The sequence below is a fragment of the Streptomyces sp. NPDC102360 genome, assembly GCF_044766085.1.
In the GTDB taxonomy this organism is placed as follows: domain Bacteria; phylum Actinomycetota; class Actinomycetes; order Streptomycetales; family Streptomycetaceae; genus Streptomyces.
Genome location: NZ_JBIWLG010000003.1, coordinates 500,565 through 521,503, shown reverse-complemented (window position 1 = coordinate 521,503; position 20,939 = coordinate 500,565). Strand labels below are relative to the sequence as shown.

Sequence of the window (20,939 nt, the reverse complement as noted above, 5' to 3'; positions counted from 1 at the left end):
GGGGAAAGTTACGCTCGACTTTCCATCCAGGCAAGTCAAAGTCGCACCGAGGTGCGGCGGACTCGATCCAGGAGGGCGTCGGCGCGCACAACGGTGGCCTCGCACGCGAGCAGGCGCTGTTCGAGCGCCGCGCCGGTGGACCCGTAACCCACGATCGCCACCTGCGAGTCCGCGTGAGTCACCCCTGCCGGCGCAGGTCCTTCAGCTGGGACGACTGGGCCCGCAGCTTGCCGAGCATCCAACCCTGGAACAGCCCGACGGCGAGACCGGCGGCGACCGGACCGTACTTGGCGAAGAGGGGGCCCGCGACGAGCGAGAGGCCGTCGAGTTCGGCGGGAGCGGTGGCGGCGGTTGAGGTGGCGGTGGTTGCGGTCGCGGTGGTCGCGGACCTGGGCTGTGCAGCCGCGGCGGGCCCCCGGTCCAGCAGCAGATTCCCGAGGTTCTGCGCGAACTGCTGAAGGATCCGGTCCGAGACCGTGGCGATCGCGCCCTTGCCGAACTGGGCCAGCTTGCCGCGGATCAGCAGATCGGTGCTGAGTTCCAGCCGCGCGCCCGCCGCGTCCTCGCCGATGTCCAGGATCACCTCGGCCTCGGCGTCACCGTTGCCGTGCGTGTCGGCGCCGCTGGCGTGGACGCGCAGGCGGCGCTTCTCCGCGTCGACCTCCAGGAAGCGCACCGTGCCCGCGTACGCGGCGCTGATCGGGCCCACCTTGACCTTGACGGCGCCCCGCCAGGCATCGCCGTCCCGGCCCTCGAGGGCCGCGCCCGGCATGCAGGACGCCACCTTCTCCACGTCGCTGACGAGAGCGAACACCGCGTCCGGGGCGGCGTTGACGACGACGGTGTTGGTCAGCTGCATGCTGTCTCCTCGCTGGTGGTGCAGGTCTTGGCGCAGCCGGTGCGGCGGGCGGTGGCGCAGGAGTCGATGGCCTCGACGATGGTCTGGTAGCCGGTGCACCGGCAGAGGTTGGCGGCCACGACCTCGCGGATCTCCTCCTTGGTCGCCTCCGGACGCTCGGCGAGGAACCCGTCCGCGAGCATCAGGAATCCGGGTGTGCAGAAGCCGCACTGCAGGCCGTGGTGCTCGGTGAACGACCGTTGCAGATCGTTCAGTTCACCGGTCGCCGGGTCCGCGAGGGACTCGACGGTGCGGATCCGGGCGCCCTCGGCCTGCGCGGCGAACATCAGGCAGGCCCGCGCGGGCCGCTCGTCGACCAGGACCGTGCAGGCCCCGCAGATGCCGTGCTCGCAGCCGACATGTGTGCCGGTCAGGCGCAGGTCGTGGCGGAGTACGTCGACGAGGGTGCGGCGCGGCTCGGTGATCACCTCGTGCTCCTCTCCGTTGACGGTCAACGTGAGCAGGAGCAGGTTGTCCGGGGTGGTGGTCATGAGGTGGGCTCCAGGCTTGAGGACTCCAGGTTCAGGGCGCGGTGCACCGTCTCCGGGGTGATCGGTGTGTGGTCGAGTTCCGTGCCGGTGGGGCGCAGCGCGTCGTTGACGGCGTTGAGGATCGCGGCGGGCGCGCCGATGGTGCCGCCCTCACCGGTGCCCTTGGCGCCGGTCTCGTTGAACGTGCACGGTGTCTCGAGGTGGTGGATGAGCACGTCGGGGATCTCGTGGGCGGTCGGCACCTTGTAGTCCATGAAGCTGGTCGCCGAGGGCTCGCCCTGCGCGTCGTACGTCACCTGCTCGAAGAGCGCGCCCGCGATGCCCTGGGCTATGCCACCACGGCACTGACCCTCCACGACCTGCGGGTTGATGGCGACACCGCAGTCCTCGACGCACACGTACCGCAGGATCTCCACCTGCCCGGTGCCCTGGTGGAGCTCGACGACGGCCGCGTGCGTGGCGTTGGAGAAGGTGCCGTCGTTGAACACGTCGAAGGTGGCGGTGGCGCTCAGTCCCGGCTCGATGTCGCGGGGCAGCAGGTGGGCGCGCAGGTACGCGATGTCGGCCAGCTCCTCGTACGTGAGGACGCTGCCGTCCGCGCGTCGCACACCGCCGCGCGTCAGCTCCACCTCGCCCGGGTCGCACTCCCAGAGCGCCGCCGCGATCCGGCACAGCTTCTCGCCGAGCCTGGCCGCGGCGAGCCGGACCGCGCTGCCGCCGATGGTGACGGAGCGGCTGGCGAAGGTGCCGTAGCCGTACGTGATCCGGTCGGTGTCGCCCTGATGCAGCTTCACCTTCCGCAGGTCCAGGCCGAGTTCGTCCGCCGCGATCTGCGCGAGCGTCGTCTCGTGGCTCTGTCCGTGGCTCATCGTGCCGCTGGTGACGGTGATCGCTCCGCTGGTGTCCATCCGCACCTCGGAGATGTCGAAACCGGGCACGACCTGCATCTTGCGCTGGGCGAAGGCCGTGGACCCATATCCGGTGCGCTCGCTGAAGCAGGAGTAGCCGATGCCGAGGTACCGGCCCTCGGCCGCGGCGGCCGCCTGCTTCTCGTACCAGCCCTCGTCCCTGACGAGTCGCTCGCACAGGTCGAGCGACTCCAGGTAGGAGCCCGGGTCGTACGTGATGTTGTTGACGCCCGTGTACGGGAACTCGGTGATGACGTTGCGGCGGCGGATCTCGACCGCGTCGAGGCCCAACTCGCGGGCGGCGCGCTCGAAGAGACGCTCCATCACCATCACGTACTGCGGACGGCTCACTCCGCGGTACGGGGCGGTGGGCGCCTTGTTGGTGGTGACCGCACGGCCGCGTACCCGGTAGGCGGGCACCTTGTAGACGCCGGGCATCTCCGCCGAGGCCATCAGCGGCTCGATGCCGGCGGTGAACGGGTAGCAGGAGTACGCGCCCATGTCGCACACCACGTCCGCGTCGAGCCCCAGGATGTGTCCGTCGGTGTCGAAGGCGGCCCGGACGTCGTAGTGCTGCTCGCGGGCGAGGAACGAGGCGGACAGCGCGTCCTTGCGGTCCTCGATCCACTTCACGGGCCGGCGCAGCCGCAGCGCGGCGGCGGCCGCGGCGATCTCCTCGCGGCCGACGACGCACTTCTGACCGAAGCCGCCGCCCATGTCGGGCACGACGACCCGCACCGCCCGCTCGTCGAGGTGCAGACAGCGCGAGGCCACCGTCCGTACCTGGTGAGGGACTTGGGTGCAGGTGTTGAGGACGAGCTGCTCCTCCCGGTCGTCCCAGTGGGCGACGGCCCCGCGCGTCTCCAGCGGGAGGGCGTTCTGCCGGCCGGTCCGCGACTCGACGTGGACGACACACTCGGCCGAGGAGAAGACCTCGTCGATGCTTTCCGTGGCGAACAGCGAGACATCGACCAGGGTGTTGCGCGCTGCCTCCTCGTGGACGAGCGGGGCGCCGGGCGCCAGGGCCTCGGCCTCGCAGGTGACCGGGGGCAGCGTCGTGTAACGGACCTTGGCCGCCTCCAGGCCGTCCTCGGCGGCGTACGCGTCCCGTGCCACCACGATCGCGACGGGCTCGCCGACATAGCGCACCCGGTCGCGGGCGAGCACCGGCATGGCGGTGGGCACGAACTCCTCACGGGGACGGCCGAGTTCGGCCGTGATGTCCGTCAGGTCCAGGTCATCGGCGGTGAACGCGGCGACCACGCCCGGCACCTCGCGTACCGCCGTCAGATCGACGGAGGCGATCTCGCCGTGCGCGACCGTGCTGCGCACGAACTGGGCGTGCAGCATGCCGGGCAGCGCGATGTCGTCGACGAACCGGCCGCGCCCGGACAGCAGCCGCGGATCCTCGCGGCGTGCCACCGACCGCCCGGTCAACCGCCCGTTGGTGTCTGCCGGATGTGTCACCGGCTGAACCGGGTGTGTCACCGGCCGATCCGGATGTGCCATCGGCTGATCCGGGTGTGTCATCGGCTCATCGCCTCCTCACAGGCACGCAGCACCAGCGTGCGGACAAGCTGCTTGCGGTAGTGCGCGCTGCCCGAGGCGTCCGACGGGGGCTCGATGCCCTCGGCCGCCGCCTCCGCGCAGTCGGCGAAGGTACCGCCGTCCGCGAGCACCGCCTCCGCCTGTGGCACCCGGACCACCATGGCCGCGACCCCGCCGAGCGCCACCCGGCCGCCGCGCACCGAACCACCCTCCACATCCAGGTCCACCGCGGCGGACACCAGCGCGAAGTCGCCCTGGCGCTCGGCGAACTCGGTGAGCGCGGCGTGCGGGGCCGGGTGCGGGAAGACGACCTCGACCAGCAGCTCGTCGGGGTCGAGCGCGCTGGTGTAGTAGCCGAGGAAGAAGTCCCCGGCCGCGATGCGGCGCTCACCGCGCGGGCCGCGGGCCACGAATTCGGCCCGGAGCGCGAGCGCGAGCAGACACCACTCGGCGGTGGCGTCGGCGTGCGCGATGCTGCCGCCGATGGTTCCGCGCGTACGGATGGGCAGGTGTCCGATCCACAGCATGGCCTCGCGCAGCACCGCGAACTCACGGCCCAGCACACCTTCCGGGTCGGTCTCCACCGTGTGATGGGTGGTGAGCGTCCCGATGTGCAGGGCGCCCGACGCGTCCCGGCGCATCCCGTCGAGTTCGCGCAGTCCCGCGATGTCGACCAGGTGGCCGGGCCGTGCGAGCCGGAAGTTCATCATGGCGACCAGGCTCTGGCCGCCGGCGATGACCTTCGCGTCATCGCCGAGCTCGGCCAGCAGCCGGGTGGCGCCGTCGACGTCACGAGCCCTGTGATAGCCGAAGGGGGCTGGTTTCATGGTTCTCCTGGTCTTTCCGGTCTTCCTGGTTTTCCTGTCGCGGGGAGGGCTGACCGCCGCCGTCGTGGTCCGGATCGTCCAGTTCCCGTCCCTTCGTCTCCGGCGCTGCCACGGCCATCCAGACCACGGCGAGGAGCACGGCCGCGCCGAGCACCGCGAACGTCAGCGGAAGGCCAAGCAGGGGCCACAGCACCGAGCCGAAGAACAGCGGGGCGAAGCCGGTGAGCGCCCGGCTGACCGAGGAGGCCCAGCCGAAGCCGCTGGCCCGCAGTTCGGTCGGGTACAGCTCGGATACGTACGCGTACAGGGCGGGGATGGCGAGTTGGGCGAGGAAGCCGAACACGCCGATGGTCACGACCGAGCCGGTCGGCATGTCCCGCACGATCGCGAAGATCACGAGGGCGAGCGAGGCGACCGGGGCCGAGACACCGATCAGCCACTTGCGGCCGACCAGATCGACCAGGGCCGTCGAGACGAGCACACCGACGATGCCCACGCCACTCATCAGCGTCGTGCTCATGAAGGCGGCCGTGTCACCCTGCCCTTCCTCCTTGAGGATCGACGGCATCCAGCTCAGTGCCGCGTAGTACACGAGCATGATGGTGGCGAACAGCAGCCAGGCCACCGAGGTGATGCGCGGGCTGAACGCCCAGATGTTGCGCAGCTGTTGGGCGGCTGCGGCGACCCCGCGCGGGCCCTCGTCCGGCACCGGCTCGGGGATGACGTACGGCTCGACGGTCGCGCCCGTGCGGGCCACCAGGTCGTCGATGACGACTCGCGCCTCGGCCTCGCGGCCCTTCTTCGTCAGGTAGATGGGCGACTCGGGAATGCCCCGGCGCGCCCAGAACAGCAGCAGCGCGGGCAGCACCATCGTCGCGAGCATCCAGCGCCAGTTGCCGTCGAGGGACAGCATGCCCGTGGACACGAGCCCGCACAGGGTCACCCCCACCGGCCACCAGGCGTCGAGCGCGGTGAGCACCCGGCCCCGGTACTTGCGCGGCGAGAACTCGCCCACCAGCGCGTAGTCCACCGGAATACAGCCGCCGAGCCCGACTCCCGCGAGGAAGCGCAGCAGCAGGAAGACCTCGTATGTGGGGGAGAGCGCGCCCAGGACGGAGAAGAGGGCGAAGATCAGCAGGGTGACGCTGAACGCCTTCTTGCGGCCGATCCGGTCGGCGACGGCGCCCCAGGCGATGGCGCCGACGGCCATGCCCACCAGATTGGCGGTGGCGACGAGACCTCGGGCGCCGAGGGAGAGGTCGAAGTGCTGGCCCAGGAGCGGCATGAGGAAGCCGTTCAGGGCGATGTCGTACGCGTCGAAGAGGTAGCCGAGACCTCCGATGATGAAGATCTTTCCCTGGACGTTCCATCTCCAGGGGAGATCCTGAACGATCTGATCGCCTGTTCTCATGTGCGCTCCACAGGGTCGTGTCGGGGGACGAACTGCGACGGGAGGTGCCTGAGTTACCGATGAGGCGGGGGAGCAGTGGGGGAAATGGAGGTAATCCGAGCACGTACGATTGCCCTTGGCAAGGGGTCGCGCGCTGAGTTAACCGGGTCGTTTCACGGCGCGGTCGGGCCGGCCAGCAGGCTGCCCGCGTCCGGTGCCAGCGGCGGCAGGCCAAGCTCGGACAGGATCCGGAACGCCGTGGCGGTGGCCGCGGACAGGACCGGCAGCCCCAGCTCGTCCTCGACCGGCTGGATCGCCGGCAGGGACGGCATCTGCACGCACGCGGACAGCACCAGGGCTTCCGCGTCGCCGAGCTTCAGGCGCTTGTAGTGCTCGCGCAGGTCCTGCGGGTCGAGCCGGGCGACGGCCAGATTGTCCGGCACCTCCAGGCTCAGCGCGTCCACCACCTCGACGCCCGCGTCCTCGATGTAGTCGGCGACCTTGCGGGTCAGCGGCTTCATGTAGGGCGTGACGATGGCGACCTTCTTCGCACCGAGCGCGGCGATCCCGTCGAGCAGCGCCCCGGCACTGGAGACCACGGGCACCAGCGCGTCCTGGGCGCGCAGCACGTCCTTGATCTCGTCCTCGGCCGTGCAGTGGTGGCCGGGGCCCTGCGCCATGATGGCGACGAGGCAGGCCGTGGCGACGACGTCGGGCCGGGCGTCGGCCAGCTCCAGGACGGCGCGCTCCGTCTGTGCGTTCATCGCCCGCAGCTCTTCGGGGGTGACGTGCTTCATGCGCATCCGGCTGCTGTGGAAGACGAAGCGGTCCTCAGGGGAGACGGCCTCGCGCGCCCGCATCAGACGGGGGAGTTCGGTCTCCATCGTGAGGTTCGAGCTGGGGACGATCATCCCTATGTGGTGGTCCGGCATGGTTCGCTCCAAGTTTTGAGGCATGCCTGATGAGGGCGGGGGCCTGAGTGTGCTCTTCGGACGGGTCGGTTACGGAGGTCAGTGCTCCTGGCCGAGCCGCTCCCAGTGATCGGCGAGCACCGCCAGGCTGCGCAGTACGTCGGCGCGCTCCTCCGCCGGGATCGGGCGCAGCAGCTCCTCGTCCAGCTTGCGGGCCCGCAGGTTCGCGTCGTGCACGGTGGCGCGGCCCTCGTCGGTGAGGTTGAGGAGCTTGCGCCGCGCGTCGGAGGGGGAGGGGGTGCGGGACAGTAGGCCCCGGTTCTCCAGGCGCCGGGCGACATCGGCCATCGTCGAGGTGTCGAGCGCGACAAGGTCGGCGATGGAGCGCTGGTCGCAGCCCGGGTTCTCGCCGGTGATCTGCAGGACGGCGAACTGTGGTCCGGTCAGCGTCGCGTCGACGTCGTGCAGCCAGGCGGCCAGGTAGGCCTGGTACATCCGGCGGGCCAGGAAGCCCGGGGCGTGGCTGAGTTCGTCGGGCGTGGCGACGTCGTCGGCCCGGTCGGGGGTGGAGGGCGAGGTCATGGCACCGCTGTCGTGTGGAGGGCTCGTGGGGGCGTCCGGCTCCGGAGAGAGGGTCTGCCGCAGCGCGGTGCGCAGCAGGTCCAGGGCCGGTGCCGGGTTGTCCCAGAAGACCATATGTCCCGCGTCCGGGATGCGAACCATGCGCGCCGCGGGGTTCGCGGCAGCGGCCTCCGCCGCGCCCTCCGCGGTGACGACGGGGCTGTTCGCCCCGTACAGCAGCGTCGTGGGGACCGGCACCCGCGGCCACCAGGCGAAGAAGTCCTCGCTCTCGAAGCCCTGGTGGGCGCGCTCGATCGCCTCCAGGCCGCAGCTCGCGAGCCAGCGGGCCCGCAGCTCCAGCTCCCGGCGCGGCCAGGTCGGCCAGAAGCCGGCCACCTCGTCGGCGTCCGTGCCGCGCCGGGCCTGCGACAGCTGGCGCGTGAACGCCGCCAGCGTGGTCGGATACGGCCCCCGTCCGGGGCCGCTCATCGGCGGGTCCACCAACAGCGTTCCGCCGAGCGGGACCTGGCCTCGCACCGCGGTGGCGGCGGCGATCCGGGCACCCATGGAGTGGCCGAACAGGACGGGGTCCGCAAGATTCAGCTGCTGGATCACGGCCTCGGTGTCGGCGGCGAGGGCGTCGAGTGAGTGGTCCTCGGCGTCGTCACTGAGGCCGCGGCCGCGGATGTCGAGAACCAACGGCCTTACCAAATCGGCGAGTTCGCGGGCGACGAAGTCCATGGTGATCGCCGGGCTGGTGATGCCGGGCAGGATCAACAGGGGGACGCCGTCGCCACCGTAGTCCAGGACGTGCAGCCGTACGTCCCCGCTGTGCACCCAGCGGCCGGTGGCCGGGATGTCGGCGAGATCCGCCAGGCCGGGCTGCGTCAGGAAACGCTCCCGCCGTCGAGCCTCGCGGTCGTGTGCGGCATCCTGCGCGGCTCCGGAAGACGCGTCCATGATCTCAAGCTCCCTTCGTCGTCAGGTACTTCACCATGTCCTCGTGGCCCACGACATCCCCGTACTTGGCCTGGATGTCGAAGAGCGCCGCCTCGTGCGGCCCCGCGGCCCGGTCGCCGCAGGCCAGGGCGGGCACGAGCACCGGCCAGCCGTACTGCACCGCGTCCACCGCGGTGGCGCGCACACAGCCGCTCGTCGTGGCGCCGCAGACGACCGCCGTGTCGCGGCCGAGGCCGGTGAGCAGCGAGGCCAGCGCGGTGCCGAAGAACGCGGACGCGCCCTTCTTCACGATGAACTGGTCCCCCTCCTCGTACGGCAGCCGGGGGTCCAGGGCGACGGCCTCGCCGCCCTCGCGCAGGGCACGCATGCCGGGCGCCTTGGCGAGCCAGGTGACCGAGTCGCCCTCGGCCTCCGCGGCCGTGTAGGCGATGGCCGTCCACACCACGGGTACGCCGCCGGCGCGGGCCGCGCGCACCAGCTCCGCCGTGGCCTCGACGGGGGCGGTCAGATCGCTGCCGGTCGCGAAGCCCGGCTCGGTGAAGCCGCGCGTCAGGTCTACGACGATCAGGGCGGGACGGTTCCCGCGGGCGACGGCGGCGCCGAATCCGGCGCGCTCGTAGACGCGGTCGGTGGCGGGGTCGTACGGGGTGGGCACACGGCCTCCAAGTGCCTTAACGGCAGCGGTCAGTGGTGGTGGCGGTAGGCGAAGGACTCGTCGTCGGCGGTGTCCAGCGGGGTGCCGCGCCACAGCCAGTCGTAGGAGACATCGGACTCGCCGTCGTAGCGCTCGCCGAGCTGGGCGTCGCGGGCCTGCTGCTCGGGGCCGTCGGGGAAGCGGTAGAAGACCTGGTTGCGCAGCGAGGCCTGCTGCACCATCCCGGCGTGCCGGGCGCGGCGGTTGACGTAGCGCTGGAGCGCACCGGCGATGCCCTCGCGGGTCACCGCGCCCAACTCCTCGGCCAACACGGCCCCGTCCTCCATGGCCTGCGAGGCACCCTGCGCCTGGTAGGGGAGCATCGCGTGGCAGGCGTCGCCGAGCAGGGCCACACGGCCGTCGACCCAGTTCGGGTCGCGGCGGCGGTGGTAGAGCGGGAAGCAGGTGATGTCGCCCTTGGCCTTGGCGAGCATGGCCGGGGCGCGGTCGTCCCAGTCTGTGTAGGCGTCGACGAGCATCTCGGTGGTGCCGGAGAAGGTCGTCTTCTCGCCGTACTCGTCCTTCCATGGGACGCAGCCGACGATGTTGAGCCACTCGCCGCCGCGGATCAGGTAGTGGACGAGGTGGCGCCCGGGGCCGTACCAGATGGTGCTTTGGTAGCGGTCGAAGAGGAAGCGGGTGGCCGGGTCGGCGTGCAGCAGCTCGCCGGGTATCAGGGTGCGGAAGGCCATGTCGCCGGAGAAGACCAGCGTGTCCTCGGCGCCGATGAGGTCGCGGACGCGGGAGTGGATGCCGTCGGCGCCGACCAGGACGTCGGCCTCGTGCCGGGTCCCGTCGTCGGTGACCGCGACGGGACGGTCCGGGGACGTACGGTCGAGTTCGACGACGCGCGCGCCGGTGACGATCTCGACGGCGGGTCCGGGGCCGAGCGGGTCGGTGCACGCGTCGAGGATGGTGCGGTGCAGATCGGCGCGGTGGTAGTGCCAGTAGGGGGCGTTGAACTCCTCCTGGACGCGGCGGCCCAGCGGGGTGAGTCCGATGATGCTGCCGTCCTGCCAGCGCCGGCGCACCTGGTCCTGCGGCTCGGTGCGGATGGCCTCCAGCTGCTTGCGCAGGCCGAGGCGCATCAGGACCCGGCTGGCGTTCGGCGCGGTCTGGATGCCGGCGCCCACCTCGCCGAGCTCGGCGGCCTGTTCGAGGACGGTGACGCGCAGTCCCTTGTGGCGCAGGGCCAGGGCGGCGGTGAGGCCGCCGAGACCGCCGCCGACGACGGTGACTTCGTAGGACTGGCTGAGAGGCAAGGCTCCTCCAGGGGTGCGGCGTTGGGGCGGGGGACCGGGGTTCAGCCTTCGACGAGGTGGCCGCCGGTGACGACGTCGGTGCCGTCCAGGCTGACCGTGCAGCCGCGCATCGCGATGTCGAGGTGGGCGTAGGAGTCGCGCTGGAGGTGCGGGTGCGGTCCTGTGGACCACAGGAAGTTGCCGGCGAAGGCGCGGGCGTCCATGCCCATCAACTCGTCCTTGCCGTACATCGCGGTGGCGAACCAGTCGGCGGACTTCATCAGGCCCCAGCCCATGTGGGAGAGGCTGCGGGCCCACTTGTCGTGCGAGTCCTCGAAGAAGGTGTTCAGCAGCTTGGCCTCGGCGCCGCCGGTGACCTCCTGGATGTGGCCGCCGGAGACATGGAGCGTGACGGGGCGCTGCACGTACTCCTTGAACGGCAGCAGGATGTCGCCTTCGGCGAGCACGATCTGTCCGTCGGAGATCTCCGGCCAGCACAGCACCATCGTGCTCGGCCAGTGGTCCCAACGGCCCGGGTCGTCGGCGAAGCCGGTCTGGAACTCCGGGTGGCTGTCGGCCAGTTGGACGGTCAGGTCCGTACCGGCGTCGGAGGTCACGCGCATGACGGAGGAGGTGCGGACGCGGTCCACGCCCTCCTGGACGCGCACCTTGTCCTGCTCGGTCGGCAGGTTGCGGACGAGGACGTCGGGGGCGTCGCAGACGAAGATGATGCGGGTGCCGGTCTTGAGGATGTCCTGTTGCAGCGGGGCGTGGATGAAGCCCTCGCGGGTGAGGTCCACGACCAGGTCTGCCGCCTTCAACAGCTCTTGCGCGGCGGTGTCGTTGAGGACGGACACGAGGCCGGGGCCCGCGCCCGTGTGGGTGCTGGGCAGCGGGGCCGGGCTGCCGCCGGGCACCGTGGCGGACACGACGTGGGCACCGAGGCTCTTGGCGGCGCCGAACGCGGCGGCGACGTAGTCACCACGGCTGCCGGGCTCGGAGAGCACGACGACGTGCTCTCCCTCGCGGACCTTGCACAGCTGCAGTTCACGGGTGAAGGCGTCGAGGACGTCGACGGACGAGAAGTCGAACATCGGGTGTTCCTCCGGGAGACGAGCGCGGACGTACTGGGCACGTGCGGGTGGTGCGGAGGGTGCGAAGGCATGCGGGAGCACCGCGGCGGACGCCGTACGGGGGCGCCACCGGGGGTTCTCGTGAACCCGCCTGCCGAGATCATCCGAGCACGTACGATCTGGGAAATCAAGGGGTCGGGTGGTGGGGGCGGGCCCTTGGGGTGGGGGGAGCGGGGGGTGGGCCGATTGTGGCAACACGACAATGTCTCGCGGGAGAATCCGTCGACTCCTTGCCTGATAAGCCAGCTGATCGTTGACATGATCGCCCGGAGACCAGAGCGGCAACTATGTAGCATCTGAACAATGCAAGGAGGCTCAGGTGACTCGGAACGGTCATGTGCAGGTGACGGGCGTCGGAGCGATGACACCGCTGGGAGCCGACGCGCCGACGTCGTGGTCGGGGCTGCTGGACGGCACATCGGGAGTGCGGCTCCTTCAGGAGGAGTGGGCCGCGCAGCTGCCCGTGCATGTCGCGGCCGGGCTCACGGTGGACCCGACCTCGCTGCTGCCGCGACCCGAGGCCAGGAAGCTGGACCGCGGTGAGCAGATGGCCCTCCTCAGCGCGCGCGAGGCATGGCAGGACGCGGGCGCCCCGCAGGTCGAGCCGGAGCGGCTCGCCGTCGTCATCGGCACCGGGACCGGCGGTGTGCTCACGACGCTCGGGCAGGACGACATCTTCGAGGCCTCCGGGATCCGCCGGCTCTCACCCTTTACCGTCCCCATGCTGATGCCGAACGGCCCCGCGGCCTGGGTGAGCATGGACCTGGGCGCGAAGGGCGGCGCGAGGACCCCGGTGAGCGCGTGTGCGTCCGGGGCGGAGGCGCTCGCCATGGGGCAGGACCTGATCCGGGCCGGGCGGGCGGACGTGGTGGTCGCCGGTGGGGTGGAGGCGTGCCTGCACCCGTTCACCCTCGCGGCGTTCGCCCAGATGAAGGCGCTGTCGACGCGGTCCGATGACCCGGAGGCGGTGTCCCGCCCCTTCGACGTCGAGCGGTCCGGGTTCGTCATGGGCGAGGGCGCGGGGATGATGGTGCTCGAACGCCCCGAGTTCGCGCGGGCCCGCGGCGCGCGCGTCCACGGCACGCTGGCGGGCAGCGCCGTGACATCGAGCGCCGACCACATCACGGCGTCCGACGCGGACGGCCAGTCCTTCGCCATGGAACTGGCGCTGCGCGACGCCGACGTGACCCCGGCGGACATCGGGGTCGTGCACGCCCACGCCACCTCCACGGAGTCCGGTGACGTGGCGGAGGCCGAGGCGATCGGCCGCGTGATCGGCAGGCACGCCGCGGTCACGGCGACCAAGTCGATGACCGGTCACATGCTGGGCGCGTCCGGGACAGTGGGCGCCATGGCCGCGCTGTTCGCACTCAGGGACGGCGCGTTGCCGGCCACCCGCAACCTCGACACACTCGACCCGCGCGTGGACCTGGACGTGGTCCGGGGTGAGCGCCGCTCCGGACGGTGGTCGGCGGGCCTGGCCAACTCGTTCGGGTTCGGCGGGCACAACGTCACGCTGGTGTTCACCGGCTGAGTGGGCCTACGTGGCACCGGCGCGGGCCACGAACAGCGGCTGGAAGAAGCCGGACTCCGACGGCGCCCGCCATGCGCCGTCGACGAACCCGGCCCGAGCCGCGAGCCCGGCCAGCCGCTCTTGACCGAGGGCCCAGTAGGTGGCCCGGCGCACCCGTACACGCCAGCCCTCTTCGGCGTCCGGGAGGAGCTGGAGGTGAGCAGGTGCGGCAACGAGTTGTCGGCGCACACCGCCACGTCGAACGGCTGTCGGCGAGGTGACGCGGTGCCCGCGCAACGCCAGACCTATGGCCTGCGTGCCGATGCCGCAGGAACAGTCGAGCACCTCGGCGCCACGGTGGTCTCGGACATGGGCCGAGAGTACCGGCGCCGTTCGTCACCCGCGCCGCCGGAACCACTGCCCGATCGTCCGACGCCGGGGACGTACCACTACGCTGCCGAAGGCCTTGCCGCCGACGAGCTCGACGCGCAGAGCGACAGGCGCGTCCGGATCCAGGTTCTGGTTCCGCCGCTTGACCTTGCAGTGCGCGAGCTGCAGGCCGTCGGTGTCGACCACGACACCCGGCCTCGTGATCAGCGTCAGCCGTTTCCCGGTCATCTTCGAGTCGATCACCAACGTGTCGTGCGTGAGTACCGCGTCGGTGAAGTCGAGCGTCACGTCGCAGAAGGTCACCACGAGTTCCAGCCGGCGCGGCACCACCCAGCGCCCCAGCCGCTCGACGGCGCCGCTGTGGGCCTGCTCGATCCGGACGACGTCCTTGGCCTCGGCAGCGGTCCGCAAGTCGGCGGTGAGCGGGGCCAGTTCGGCCAGTGTCCGCGCCGACAGGGCGGCCTCCAGACGCTCGTCCAGCTCCTCCGCCGTCAGCATGCCGTCCCCCGCGGCGACACGCAACACGTCCACGACGCGGTCCCGGTCGGCGTGCGAGGCCCGCGGCTCAGGTGCCGGGCCGGAACCGGAACGGCGGCCGGTGGGCGAGATCTCTCCCGACATGTTCCCCTCCTGACGGTCCTGGCGATGAGGTTACGCGAGCTCCGGCTGCGGATCGGGCGTGCCCGCCTTCGACGGGCGCGGGGGCGGAGGCGTGGCCCGCGGACCCCACTGCCTGACGGTCCGTACGTAGAGGAGAACCACGGAACCCGCCAGCAGCAGGAGCAGCGGGCCGAACGCCCAGGGGTGCGCGGCCATGTGGGTCGGGAGGTAGCGGTAGGACACCAGCAGCATCGTGAGGACGGCCGCTCCGTAGCTCACCATCAGCGTCGCGTGGCGGTCCCAGCCGCGGGAGAAGGCGCGCATCGAGGCCTCGATGGACAGCGCGAAGACCGTGCCGGCGAGCAGGTCCACACCGTAGTGGTAGCCGAAGCCCAGGGTCGCCGTGAGCGTGCCGACCAGCCAGAAGGTGCCCGCCCAGCGCATGGCGCGGTTGCCCTCGCGGGTGTGGATGAAGAGCGAGATCGCCCACGCGGTGTGCAGGCTCGGCATGCAGTTGCGCGGGGTGATCTCGTCGAACGGGAAGGGGTGCGGGACGCCGATCGCCGGGAGGGTGTCCGGCCAGATGTTCGCCACCGCCCAGTGGCCGCCGTCGGGGCCGAAGGCGTAGAGCGGGCCGACGACCGGGAAGATCATGTAGATGGCCGGGCCGAGGAGGCCGATGGCCAGGAACGTGCGCACCAAGTGGTGGGCGGGGAAGCGGCGTTCCTTCGCCACGTGGCGCAGCTGGTACAGGCCGACGAGGGCGGCGGCCATGGGCAGCTGACCGTAGACCAGGGTGAGGAGGCCGCTGCTGATCGGCGAGGTCATCTCGACCAGTTGACCGACCAGCCACGAAGGGTTGGCGAGGGCGTGATCGGCGGCGGCCACGTACTGGTCGAGGACCATCGGGCGGGTCTTGGACGTGATGAGGAGCCAGGTGTCGCCCGTCTTGTGGCCGAAGACCAGAAGAAGCCCGAGGCCCGAGCCCTTGAGGAGGACCGATCTCTCCCGGCCTGTGTGACGTACGAGGCCGAGGACCGCGATGCCCAGGATCACCCACAATGCGCCGTTGCCGAAGTTCATGTCGGCGCCGACGATCAACCGCACGAGCCAGAACACGATGTCGATGCCGACCGCCGCGCAGGCCGCGATCGCCCGCTGCCGCCAGGTCAGCACCACCATCGTGAGCGCCAGGCCGCCGTACAGCAGCGGCCCCGAGTGCGGCGCGAAGATCACCTCTTGGGCCTCTACGGTGATCGGCCCCGGCTGCCCGTAACGGCGCGCCACGAACTCCAGGGCGATGTGGAAGCCGAGCGTCGCCAGGCCGGCCGCGATCCACAGGAGGGTGCGCGGCTGCCGCCATGCGGGCGGCCGGGGTTCGGCGCCGCGCTGGTGCGGCAGGGGTATGGGAGGTGGTGTGGTCTTCAATTGTCCGACTTGGTGGCTTGGTTCCGGCTGCGGGCAACTGCGACGATCTGGATGATCGTCGCAGTTCGAACATGTTAACGGGGGTCGGGTCCGGTAGGTAGAGGCACGTCCGGGGCTACTCCGCGGGCAGCACCTTCGCCAACGCCCGCAGCACCGGCTCCCGTCGGATGTCGATGTGCGCGTAGGTGAGCGCCTCGGCGAGCCGGGGGCGTCCGTCGCCGATCGCCCGGCAGATCTGGTCGTGCTCGGTGCGGTGCTGTACGGCGCCGTGTTCGGTGGCCGTGAGCCGGAACAGCCAGTGCATGAGGCCGAGCGAGCGCTGGAACGAGGACTGGAGCAGCCGGTTGTCCGTCATCGTGATCAGCTCGGCGTGGAAGGCCGTGTTCGCGGACGCGATTCCGGCCTGGTCCGCGCTCCGGGTCGCCGCGTCGGCCTCGGCCATCACGGTCCGCAGGCCCTCGTGGCCGCCCCCGTCCGCGACGATCTCCGCCGCCCGGCGCGCCGCGAACACCTCCAGGCTCAGGCGCAGGTCGAAGAGTTCCGCCACGTCCCTGAGGGTCAGACGGCGCACGCGGGCGCCCCGGCGCGGTTCCAGTTCGACGAGCCCTTCGGCCGCGAGACGCATGAGCGCCTCGCGGACCGGGACCCGTGAGACGCCGAGTGCCTCCGCCAGCTCGCGTTCCCGCAGCCGCGAGCCGGGCGGGTACGCGCCGGAGTGGATGCCGGCCCGGATCAGCTCCTCGGTGCGCGCCACCTGCGAGGCGGCGGCCGGCCCTGAGTTGGGGCCGGTTCCGGTTCCGGTTCCGCCGACGGTTGGGGCTCCGGTACCGGCGCGTTCTGCCGTGAGTGTCACGCGGGCGACCCGCTCTCGGGTGCGGCGGAGCCGGGCGCACGGAACGCGGGGAACGTGGGCGGGAAGAGCGTGTCGGTGTCACGGCGCTCGGTGTCGCGTTCGCTGTAGGCCGCGCGCATCTTCTCGAACAAGGCCTGGGCATCGCGCGCCAGTTGCGGCAGGTCCGTGCCGGGCAGCGCGCCGTCGACCAGGACCGGGTTGCCCGCGACGACCGAGTTCGTGGCCTGCCGCGCCGTGCCGTTGAGCAGGAACGTACGGACCGGGTCGTCCATGACCCCGTCGCGGATGTCGTCCAGGGAGAAGGCGACCAGGTCCGCCTGCGCGCCGACGGCGATCCGGCCGAGGTCCTCGCGGCCGAGGGCGCGGGCCCCGCCCAGCGTGGCCGCCTCCACATAGTGCTCGGCGGGCGCGGCGTCCGAACGCCCCTCGGCGATCTTCGCCAGGTGGACGCCGACGTCCATGCCGCGGATCAGGTCCGGCGGGAAGGAGTCGGTGCCCAGGCACAGGTTGACGCCGGCCTCGCGGTAGGCGCGGAACGAGTGCAGCATCTCGCTGTAGCGCAGGGACGTCTGCGGGCAGTGGATCACCGAGGTACCACTGGCGGCGAGCAGTGCCAGGTCGCCGCGGTCCTCGCCGTGGACGGCCGGGTGCCGGTCGAGCAGCACCGTGTGCGGGATGAGCAGGTTCGGGCTCAACAGGCCGTGCTTGTCGAGGAGTTCGAGCGGCGTCAGGCCGTCGTGCCGGCGCTGGATGATCTCGCGCTCGGCCAAGCCCTGGAGGGCGTGCAGCCGGATCAGGGCCCCGCGCTCGCGCGCGATCCGGGCCGTCTCACCGAGCAGTTCCTCGGTGAGTGTCTCGATGCGGCAGGGGAGCAGGACACCGGTGAGAAGGGGGTCGTTCAGGTCGTCGATGTGGTCCAGGAAGCGGACGGCGTCGCGCAGTCCCGCGCGGCCCTCCTCCTCGTCGAAGGCCACGTCGCGGGTGCCGTCCGGCAGGACGACGTTGACCCCGGAGCGGTAGGCCGGGCCGAGGTAACCGCGCAGGCCGATACGGCGTGCGGTCTTCGCCATGTCGACCAGTTCGTCGTAGGGCTCCGCCCACCGGCTGTGCACCTCGGAGGCGATCGGCATGAAGGTGGTGATGCCGTGGAGGGCGAGCTGTGCGAGCGCGTACGCGCGGATGGTGGCCCGCTCCTGCGGCGTGAACACGTCGTGGCGGCGGTGGGCGAAGTAGTCCAGGGACCACTGCAGTCCCTTGCCCCGCTCGGGCCCGGCCCAGGAGTCGAGGACGAGGTGGTCCACGTCGGTGAGCGCGTCGAGGTCGATGAGGCCCGGCATCACCAGGGACTCGCCCAGGTCGCGCTCGTCGTCGACCTCGCCGTCGAAGCCTTCGTCACGCGGTCCGACGTAGATCACGGTGTCGTCCTGCCACACCACCTCGCCGTCCCGCAGCAGCGCGTGGCCGCCGTCCTGGTGGGCGAGGACGTGTCGGGCGCGCCAGCGGGTGCGCATAAGTGCCTCCTGGGGTGGGGGTGTTGCGGATGTGGCCGATCGTACGAGTTGGTATACCGCGACGGGAAGACGGTGTCCACGGAGTGACCTTCGAGTGCCGGCGGGACGCAGATGGGGGTCGCAATGTCCAGCAGTGGGGCTTACTTCAGGTAGCCGGTATACCAAAATGCGGTTACCTCTATCGCTTCCCGATAGAGCTGGTATACCGTCCCGCCAACCTTCCCCCTTGCGCCGAATGGATCACGCGACGTGACGGATTCCCCAGTGCTGCCCGCTCGGCCGCCCTCCGACGCCGACGGCGCAGCCGCGCCCAACTCGCCCTCGGATGCGTCGAGTTCGGGGCCACCCGTGGTGGCCGCCCGCTCCCTCCTCGGTACCGCCTGGCTGCGCATCCGCCGCAGCCGGGTCGCCCTCGCCGCGCTCGCCGTGGTGGTGCTCATGATCCTTTTCGCGGTGCTCGCCCCCGTACTCACCGCGATCGAGGGCCAGGACGCGTACACCACGAGCACCAGCCCGGACGTCCTGGACGACTACGGCACGCCGGGCCTGCCGCTGCCCTACTACCGCTACCCCTCCGGCGAGCACTGGCTCGGACTCGAACCGGGCCTGGGCCGCGACATCTTCGCGCGCATGGCGCACGGCGCCCAGGTCTCGCTGGTCATCGCGCTGCTCGCGACCGTCGTCTCCGTCGTCCTCGGTACCGTGCTCGGCGCCGCCGCCGGCTACTTCGGCGGCAAGGTCGACATGGTGATCAGCCGGGTCATGGACCTGTTCCTGGCCTTCCCGCACCTGCTGCTCGTGCTCTCGCTGACGCCGATCCTGCAGTCCCGGCTCGGCGACACCGCGTTGGGGAACGGGAGCCTGCTGCCGATCGCCTCGTTGGTGATCATCCTCGGCTTCTTCGGCTGGGCCTATCTCGCCCGCGTCGTGCGTGGACAGGTGCTGTCCATCCGGGAGCAGGAGTTCGTCGAGGCCGCCCGCGCCTACGGCGCCTCGCACCGCTCGATCATCCTCAAGCAGATCGTGCCCAACGTGATGGGCGTCGTCCTCGTCTACGCCACGATGATGATCCCCACCAACATCACGGCCGAGGCCGCGCTCTCGTTCCTCGGCGTCGGCGTGAAGGATCCCACCCCGTCCTGGGGCCAGATGCTCAACGCCGCCCAGCAGGGCAACTGGTACCTCACCGACCCCTGGTTCCTCGCCGTACCCGCCGGCGCCCTGGTCATCACGGTGCTCGCCTTCAACCTGCTCGGCGACGCCGTCCGCGACGCCCTCGACCCCAAGTCCTCCCGTGGCTGACCCCGTACGGACTCGTACCCGCCGGCCAGGAACACCAGGAGCAGCAGTGAATCGACGCACCGTGGCGGCGCTCGCCCTGACGGTGAGCGCCGGGCTGGCCCTCACCGCCTGCGGCGCCAAGCCCGCGCCGGGCTCGGGCTCCCGCGCCCCCGCCGACGCCTTCGACCCGGTCAAGGTCGGTGACGGAGACACCACCAAGGGCGGCAACGTCAACGTCCTGATGTCCACCGACTTCCAGACCCTCGACCCCGGCAACAGCAACTACGTCCAGACCGCCAACGTGGGCCAGCTCTACTACCGCACGCTCACCATGGCGAAGGAGGAGGCCGGCAAGCCGCCGAAGGTCGTCCCCGACCTCGCCACCGACCTCGGCAAGGTTTCCAAGGACGGGCTGACCTGGACCTACACCCTGAAGAAGGGGCTGAGGTTCGAGGACGGCAAGCCCATCACGGCCAAGGACGTCAAGTACGGCGTCGAGCGCACCTACGCCCGCGACGTCTACACCCAGGCGCCGCAGGAACTGAACGCCGCCCTGTCCGACGACACGTACAAGGGCCCGTACAAGGGTGGTGACTTCAAGGGCATCGAGACACCCGACGAGCGCACCATCGTCTTCAAACTGAAGCAGCCGTTCGCCGAGTTCCCCGCCCTCGTCTCCCGCTCCAACACCGCGCCCGTGCCCCGTGCCAAGGACACCAAGCTCGACTACACGAACCACCCGGTGTCCACGGGCCCGTACAAGATCGAGTCGTACCAGCGCGGGCGCGCCATGAAGCTCGTCCGCAACAAGCACTGGGAGCAGGCCACCGACCCGAACCGCAGCGCCCTGCCGGACACCTTCACGTTCAGCCTCTCCACCGCGCAGTCCACCATCAGCCAGCAGCTCCTCGCCGACTCCGACCCCACGGCCATCACCCTCGACAGCGCGGGCGGGCTCCAGGCATCGGACGCGGCCAAGCTCGACCAGCCGAGCATCGCCCGGCGCACCGCCTCCGGGATCATCGGCTGCACCGACGTACTCGACTTCAACACCGAGACCATCAAGGACCCGGTCGTCCGCAAGGCGCTCGCGCTCGCCATCGACCGCAAGGCCATCCAACTCCAGTACGGCGGCGCCCGCTTCGGCAAGCTCACACAGTCGTACATCAACCCCCAGCAGCGCGGTTACGTGCAGCAGCACACCGACCTCGACCCGACGGGCCAGCCCAAGCTGAACGAGGCGAAGAAGCTGCTCAAGGGGCGCTCGTACCCGAAGAAGCTGATCTACGGCTACGCGGACGCCACACCCCGCTTCAAGAACATGGGCACCTCGCTCCAGGAGAACCTCCGCCAGCTCGGCATCGACCTCGAACTGCGCCCCATCCCCGCGGCGAACTACTTCACCACCCTCGCCGGCAAGGCGATGCCGGACCTCGCCCGCAGCGGCTGGTGCGGCGGCGCCGACAGCGGATCGGTGCGCACCACCATCGACCCGAACCTGGGCCCGAGCGTCGACGGCAAGACCTTCGGCTTCTCCAACATCCCCCGCTACCACGACCCGGAGATCTCCAAGGCCATGTACGCGCTGCGCGGTGAGAACGGCACGAGCGAGGAGCTGGGCCGCAAGTGGTCGAAGCTCTTCGACCGCGCCATGCAGGACTATCCGCTCGTCCCGCTGATCAGGAACGTGACGCGCAGCGTCGTCGGCTCCCACGTCCGGGGCGCGCAGGTCGGCTACTTCTTCGGCGGCATCGACCTGTCGACGGTCTCCGTCGCCACCGGCTCGGGGAAGGGGTGACCT

The 20,939-nt window shown here is 70.8% G+C and carries 19 protein-coding genes; 3 read left to right on the top strand and 16 right to left on the bottom strand.

The features are described 5' to 3' along the window. Positions 1-35: 35 nt before the first annotated feature. The 11 genes from ACIRHA_RS16735 to ACIRHA_RS16685 all read right to left on the bottom strand — a co-directional run bounded on the left by ACIRHA_RS16735 (position 36) and on the right by ACIRHA_RS16685 (position 11,523). Complete coding sequence (locus tag ACIRHA_RS16735; protein WP_403845705.1) at positions 36-182, bottom strand: hypothetical protein; 147 nt, start codon at positions 180-182, stop codon at positions 36-38. Next, positions 179-859: an SRPBCC family protein gene (locus tag ACIRHA_RS16730; protein WP_403845703.1), complete on the bottom strand. Its 681-nt coding sequence runs from the start codon at positions 857-859 to the stop codon at positions 179-181. The genes ACIRHA_RS16735 and ACIRHA_RS16730 overlap by 4 nt, the downstream gene beginning before the upstream one ends. Then, positions 850-1,389 (bottom strand): (2Fe-2S)-binding protein, encoded by a 540-nt coding sequence (locus ACIRHA_RS16725; RefSeq protein WP_403845700.1) that lies wholly within the window; start codon positions 1,387-1,389, stop codon positions 850-852. Before ACIRHA_RS16725 ends, ACIRHA_RS16730 begins: the two co-directional genes overlap by 10 nt. Continuing rightward, positions 1,386-3,806 (bottom strand): xanthine dehydrogenase family protein molybdopterin-binding subunit, encoded by a 2,421-nt coding sequence (locus ACIRHA_RS16720; RefSeq protein ID WP_403846492.1) that lies wholly within the window; start codon positions 3,804-3,806, stop codon positions 1,386-1,388. The genes ACIRHA_RS16725 and ACIRHA_RS16720 overlap by 4 nt, the downstream gene beginning before the upstream one ends. 17 nt (positions 3,807-3,823) lie before the next feature. Beyond that, a complete protein-coding gene (locus ACIRHA_RS16715; protein ID WP_403845696.1) occupies positions 3,824-4,672 on the bottom strand; it encodes an FAD binding domain-containing protein in 849 nt (282 codons plus the stop codon). Continuing rightward, a complete protein-coding gene (locus tag ACIRHA_RS16710; protein ID WP_403845693.1) occupies positions 4,635-6,083 on the bottom strand; it encodes an MFS transporter in 1,449 nt (482 codons plus the stop codon). Before ACIRHA_RS16710 ends, ACIRHA_RS16715 begins: the two co-directional genes overlap by 38 nt. A 152-nt stretch (positions 6,084-6,235) precedes the next feature. Further along, positions 6,236-6,994 carry an aspartate/glutamate racemase family protein gene (locus ACIRHA_RS16705; RefSeq protein WP_403845690.1) on the bottom strand — a complete coding sequence of 253 codons (759 nt, stop codon included), beginning with the start codon at positions 6,992-6,994 and terminating at the stop codon, positions 6,236-6,238. Between the two features lie 78 nt (positions 6,995-7,072). Further along, complete coding sequence (locus ACIRHA_RS16700; protein ID WP_403845687.1) at positions 7,073-8,494, bottom strand: alpha/beta fold hydrolase; 1,422 nt, start codon at positions 8,492-8,494, stop codon at positions 7,073-7,075. Between the two features lie 4 nt (positions 8,495-8,498). Further along, the gene (locus ACIRHA_RS16695; RefSeq protein ID WP_403845684.1) at positions 8,499-9,149 is read right to left on the bottom strand and encodes an isochorismatase family protein; all 651 of its coding nucleotides are present in this window, start codon (positions 9,147-9,149) and stop codon (positions 8,499-8,501) included. Between the two features lie 29 nt (positions 9,150-9,178). Then, positions 9,179-10,450, bottom strand: coding sequence for an FAD-dependent monooxygenase (locus tag ACIRHA_RS16690; RefSeq protein ID WP_403845681.1), 1,272 nt, complete (start codon positions 10,448-10,450; stop codon positions 9,179-9,181). Between the two features lie 41 nt (positions 10,451-10,491). Next, the gene (locus ACIRHA_RS16685) at positions 10,492-11,523 is read right to left on the bottom strand and encodes a hypothetical protein (RefSeq protein WP_403845679.1); all 1,032 of its coding nucleotides are present in this window, start codon (positions 11,521-11,523) and stop codon (positions 10,492-10,494) included. Between the two features lie 358 nt (positions 11,524-11,881). Here ACIRHA_RS16685 and ACIRHA_RS16680 point away from each other — a divergent pair, with 358 nt between their 5' ends. Further along, on the top strand, positions 11,882-13,096 hold the full coding sequence (locus tag ACIRHA_RS16680; protein WP_403845676.1) for a beta-ketoacyl-[acyl-carrier-protein] synthase family protein: 1,215 nt from the start codon (positions 11,882-11,884) through the stop codon (positions 13,094-13,096). A 6-nt stretch (positions 13,097-13,102) separates the two neighbouring features. Here the strand turns inward: ACIRHA_RS16680 and ACIRHA_RS16675 are convergent, their stop codons facing one another. From ACIRHA_RS16675 to ACIRHA_RS16655, 5 genes are all read right to left on the bottom strand, one after another. After that, the gene (locus tag ACIRHA_RS16675) at positions 13,103-13,420 is read right to left on the bottom strand and encodes a hypothetical protein (protein ID WP_403845674.1); all 318 of its coding nucleotides are present in this window, start codon (positions 13,418-13,420) and stop codon (positions 13,103-13,105) included. 51 nt (positions 13,421-13,471) lie between these two features. Next, positions 13,472-14,086, bottom strand: a complete 615-nt coding sequence (locus tag ACIRHA_RS16670) for a DUF1707 domain-containing protein (RefSeq protein WP_403845672.1) — start codon at positions 14,084-14,086, stop codon at positions 13,472-13,474. Positions 14,087-14,116: 30 nt separating this feature from the next. After that, positions 14,117-15,493, bottom strand: coding sequence for a phosphatase PAP2 family protein (locus ACIRHA_RS16665; protein WP_403845669.1), 1,377 nt, complete (start codon positions 15,491-15,493; stop codon positions 14,117-14,119). Between the two features lie 115 nt (positions 15,494-15,608). Then, a complete protein-coding gene (locus ACIRHA_RS16660; protein WP_403846489.1) occupies positions 15,609-16,247 on the bottom strand; it encodes a GntR family transcriptional regulator in 639 nt (212 codons plus the stop codon). A 95-nt stretch (positions 16,248-16,342) separates the two neighbouring features. Continuing rightward, a complete protein-coding gene (locus ACIRHA_RS16655; RefSeq protein ID WP_403845667.1) occupies positions 16,343-17,857 on the bottom strand; it encodes a chlorohydrolase family protein in 1,515 nt (504 codons plus the stop codon). Positions 17,858-18,121: 264 nt separating this feature from the next. Here ACIRHA_RS16655 and ACIRHA_RS16650 point away from each other — a divergent pair, with 264 nt between their 5' ends. Further along, positions 18,122-19,159, top strand: coding sequence for an ABC transporter permease (locus tag ACIRHA_RS16650; protein WP_403846487.1), 1,038 nt, complete (start codon positions 18,122-18,124; stop codon positions 19,157-19,159). 46 nt (positions 19,160-19,205) lie between these two features. Continuing rightward, positions 19,206-20,936, top strand: coding sequence for an ABC transporter substrate-binding protein (locus tag ACIRHA_RS16645; RefSeq protein WP_403845665.1), 1,731 nt, complete (start codon positions 19,206-19,208; stop codon positions 20,934-20,936). The last annotated feature ends 3 nt before the right edge of the window (positions 20,937-20,939 follow it).

What these genes read in the sequence shown, in the direction of transcription:
- ACIRHA_RS16730 (WP_403845703.1), bottom strand. Translation starts at nt 859, where the DNA reads ATGCAGCTGACCAACACCGTCGTCGTCAACGCCGCCCCGGACGCGGTG.
- ACIRHA_RS16725 (WP_403845700.1), bottom strand. Translation starts at nt 1,389, where the DNA reads ATGACCACCACCCCGGACAACCTGCTCCTGCTCACGTTGACCGTCAAC.
- ACIRHA_RS16720 (WP_403846492.1), bottom strand. Translation starts at nt 3,806, where the DNA reads ATGGCACATCCGGATCGGCCGGTGACACACCCGGTTCAGCCGGTGACA.
- ACIRHA_RS16715 (WP_403845696.1), bottom strand. Translation starts at nt 4,672, where the DNA reads ATGAAACCAGCCCCCTTCGGCTATCACAGGGCTCGTGACGTCGACGGC.
- ACIRHA_RS16710 (WP_403845693.1), bottom strand. Translation starts at nt 6,083, where the DNA reads ATGAGAACAGGCGATCAGATCGTTCAGGATCTCCCCTGGAGATGGAAC.
- ACIRHA_RS16705 (WP_403845690.1), bottom strand. Translation starts at nt 6,994, where the DNA reads ATGCCGGACCACCACATAGGGATGATCGTCCCCAGCTCGAACCTCACG.
- ACIRHA_RS16700 (WP_403845687.1), bottom strand. Translation starts at nt 8,494, where the DNA reads ATGGACGCGTCTTCCGGAGCCGCGCAGGATGCCGCACACGACCGCGAG.
- ACIRHA_RS16685 (WP_403845679.1), bottom strand. Translation starts at nt 11,523, where the DNA reads ATGTTCGACTTCTCGTCCGTCGACGTCCTCGACGCCTTCACCCGTGAA.
- ACIRHA_RS16670 (WP_403845672.1), bottom strand. Translation starts at nt 14,086, where the DNA reads ATGTCGGGAGAGATCTCGCCCACCGGCCGCCGTTCCGGTTCCGGCCCG.
- ACIRHA_RS16655 (WP_403845667.1), bottom strand. Translation starts at nt 17,857, where the DNA reads ATGCGCACCCGCTGGCGCGCCCGACACGTCCTCGCCCACCAGGACGGC.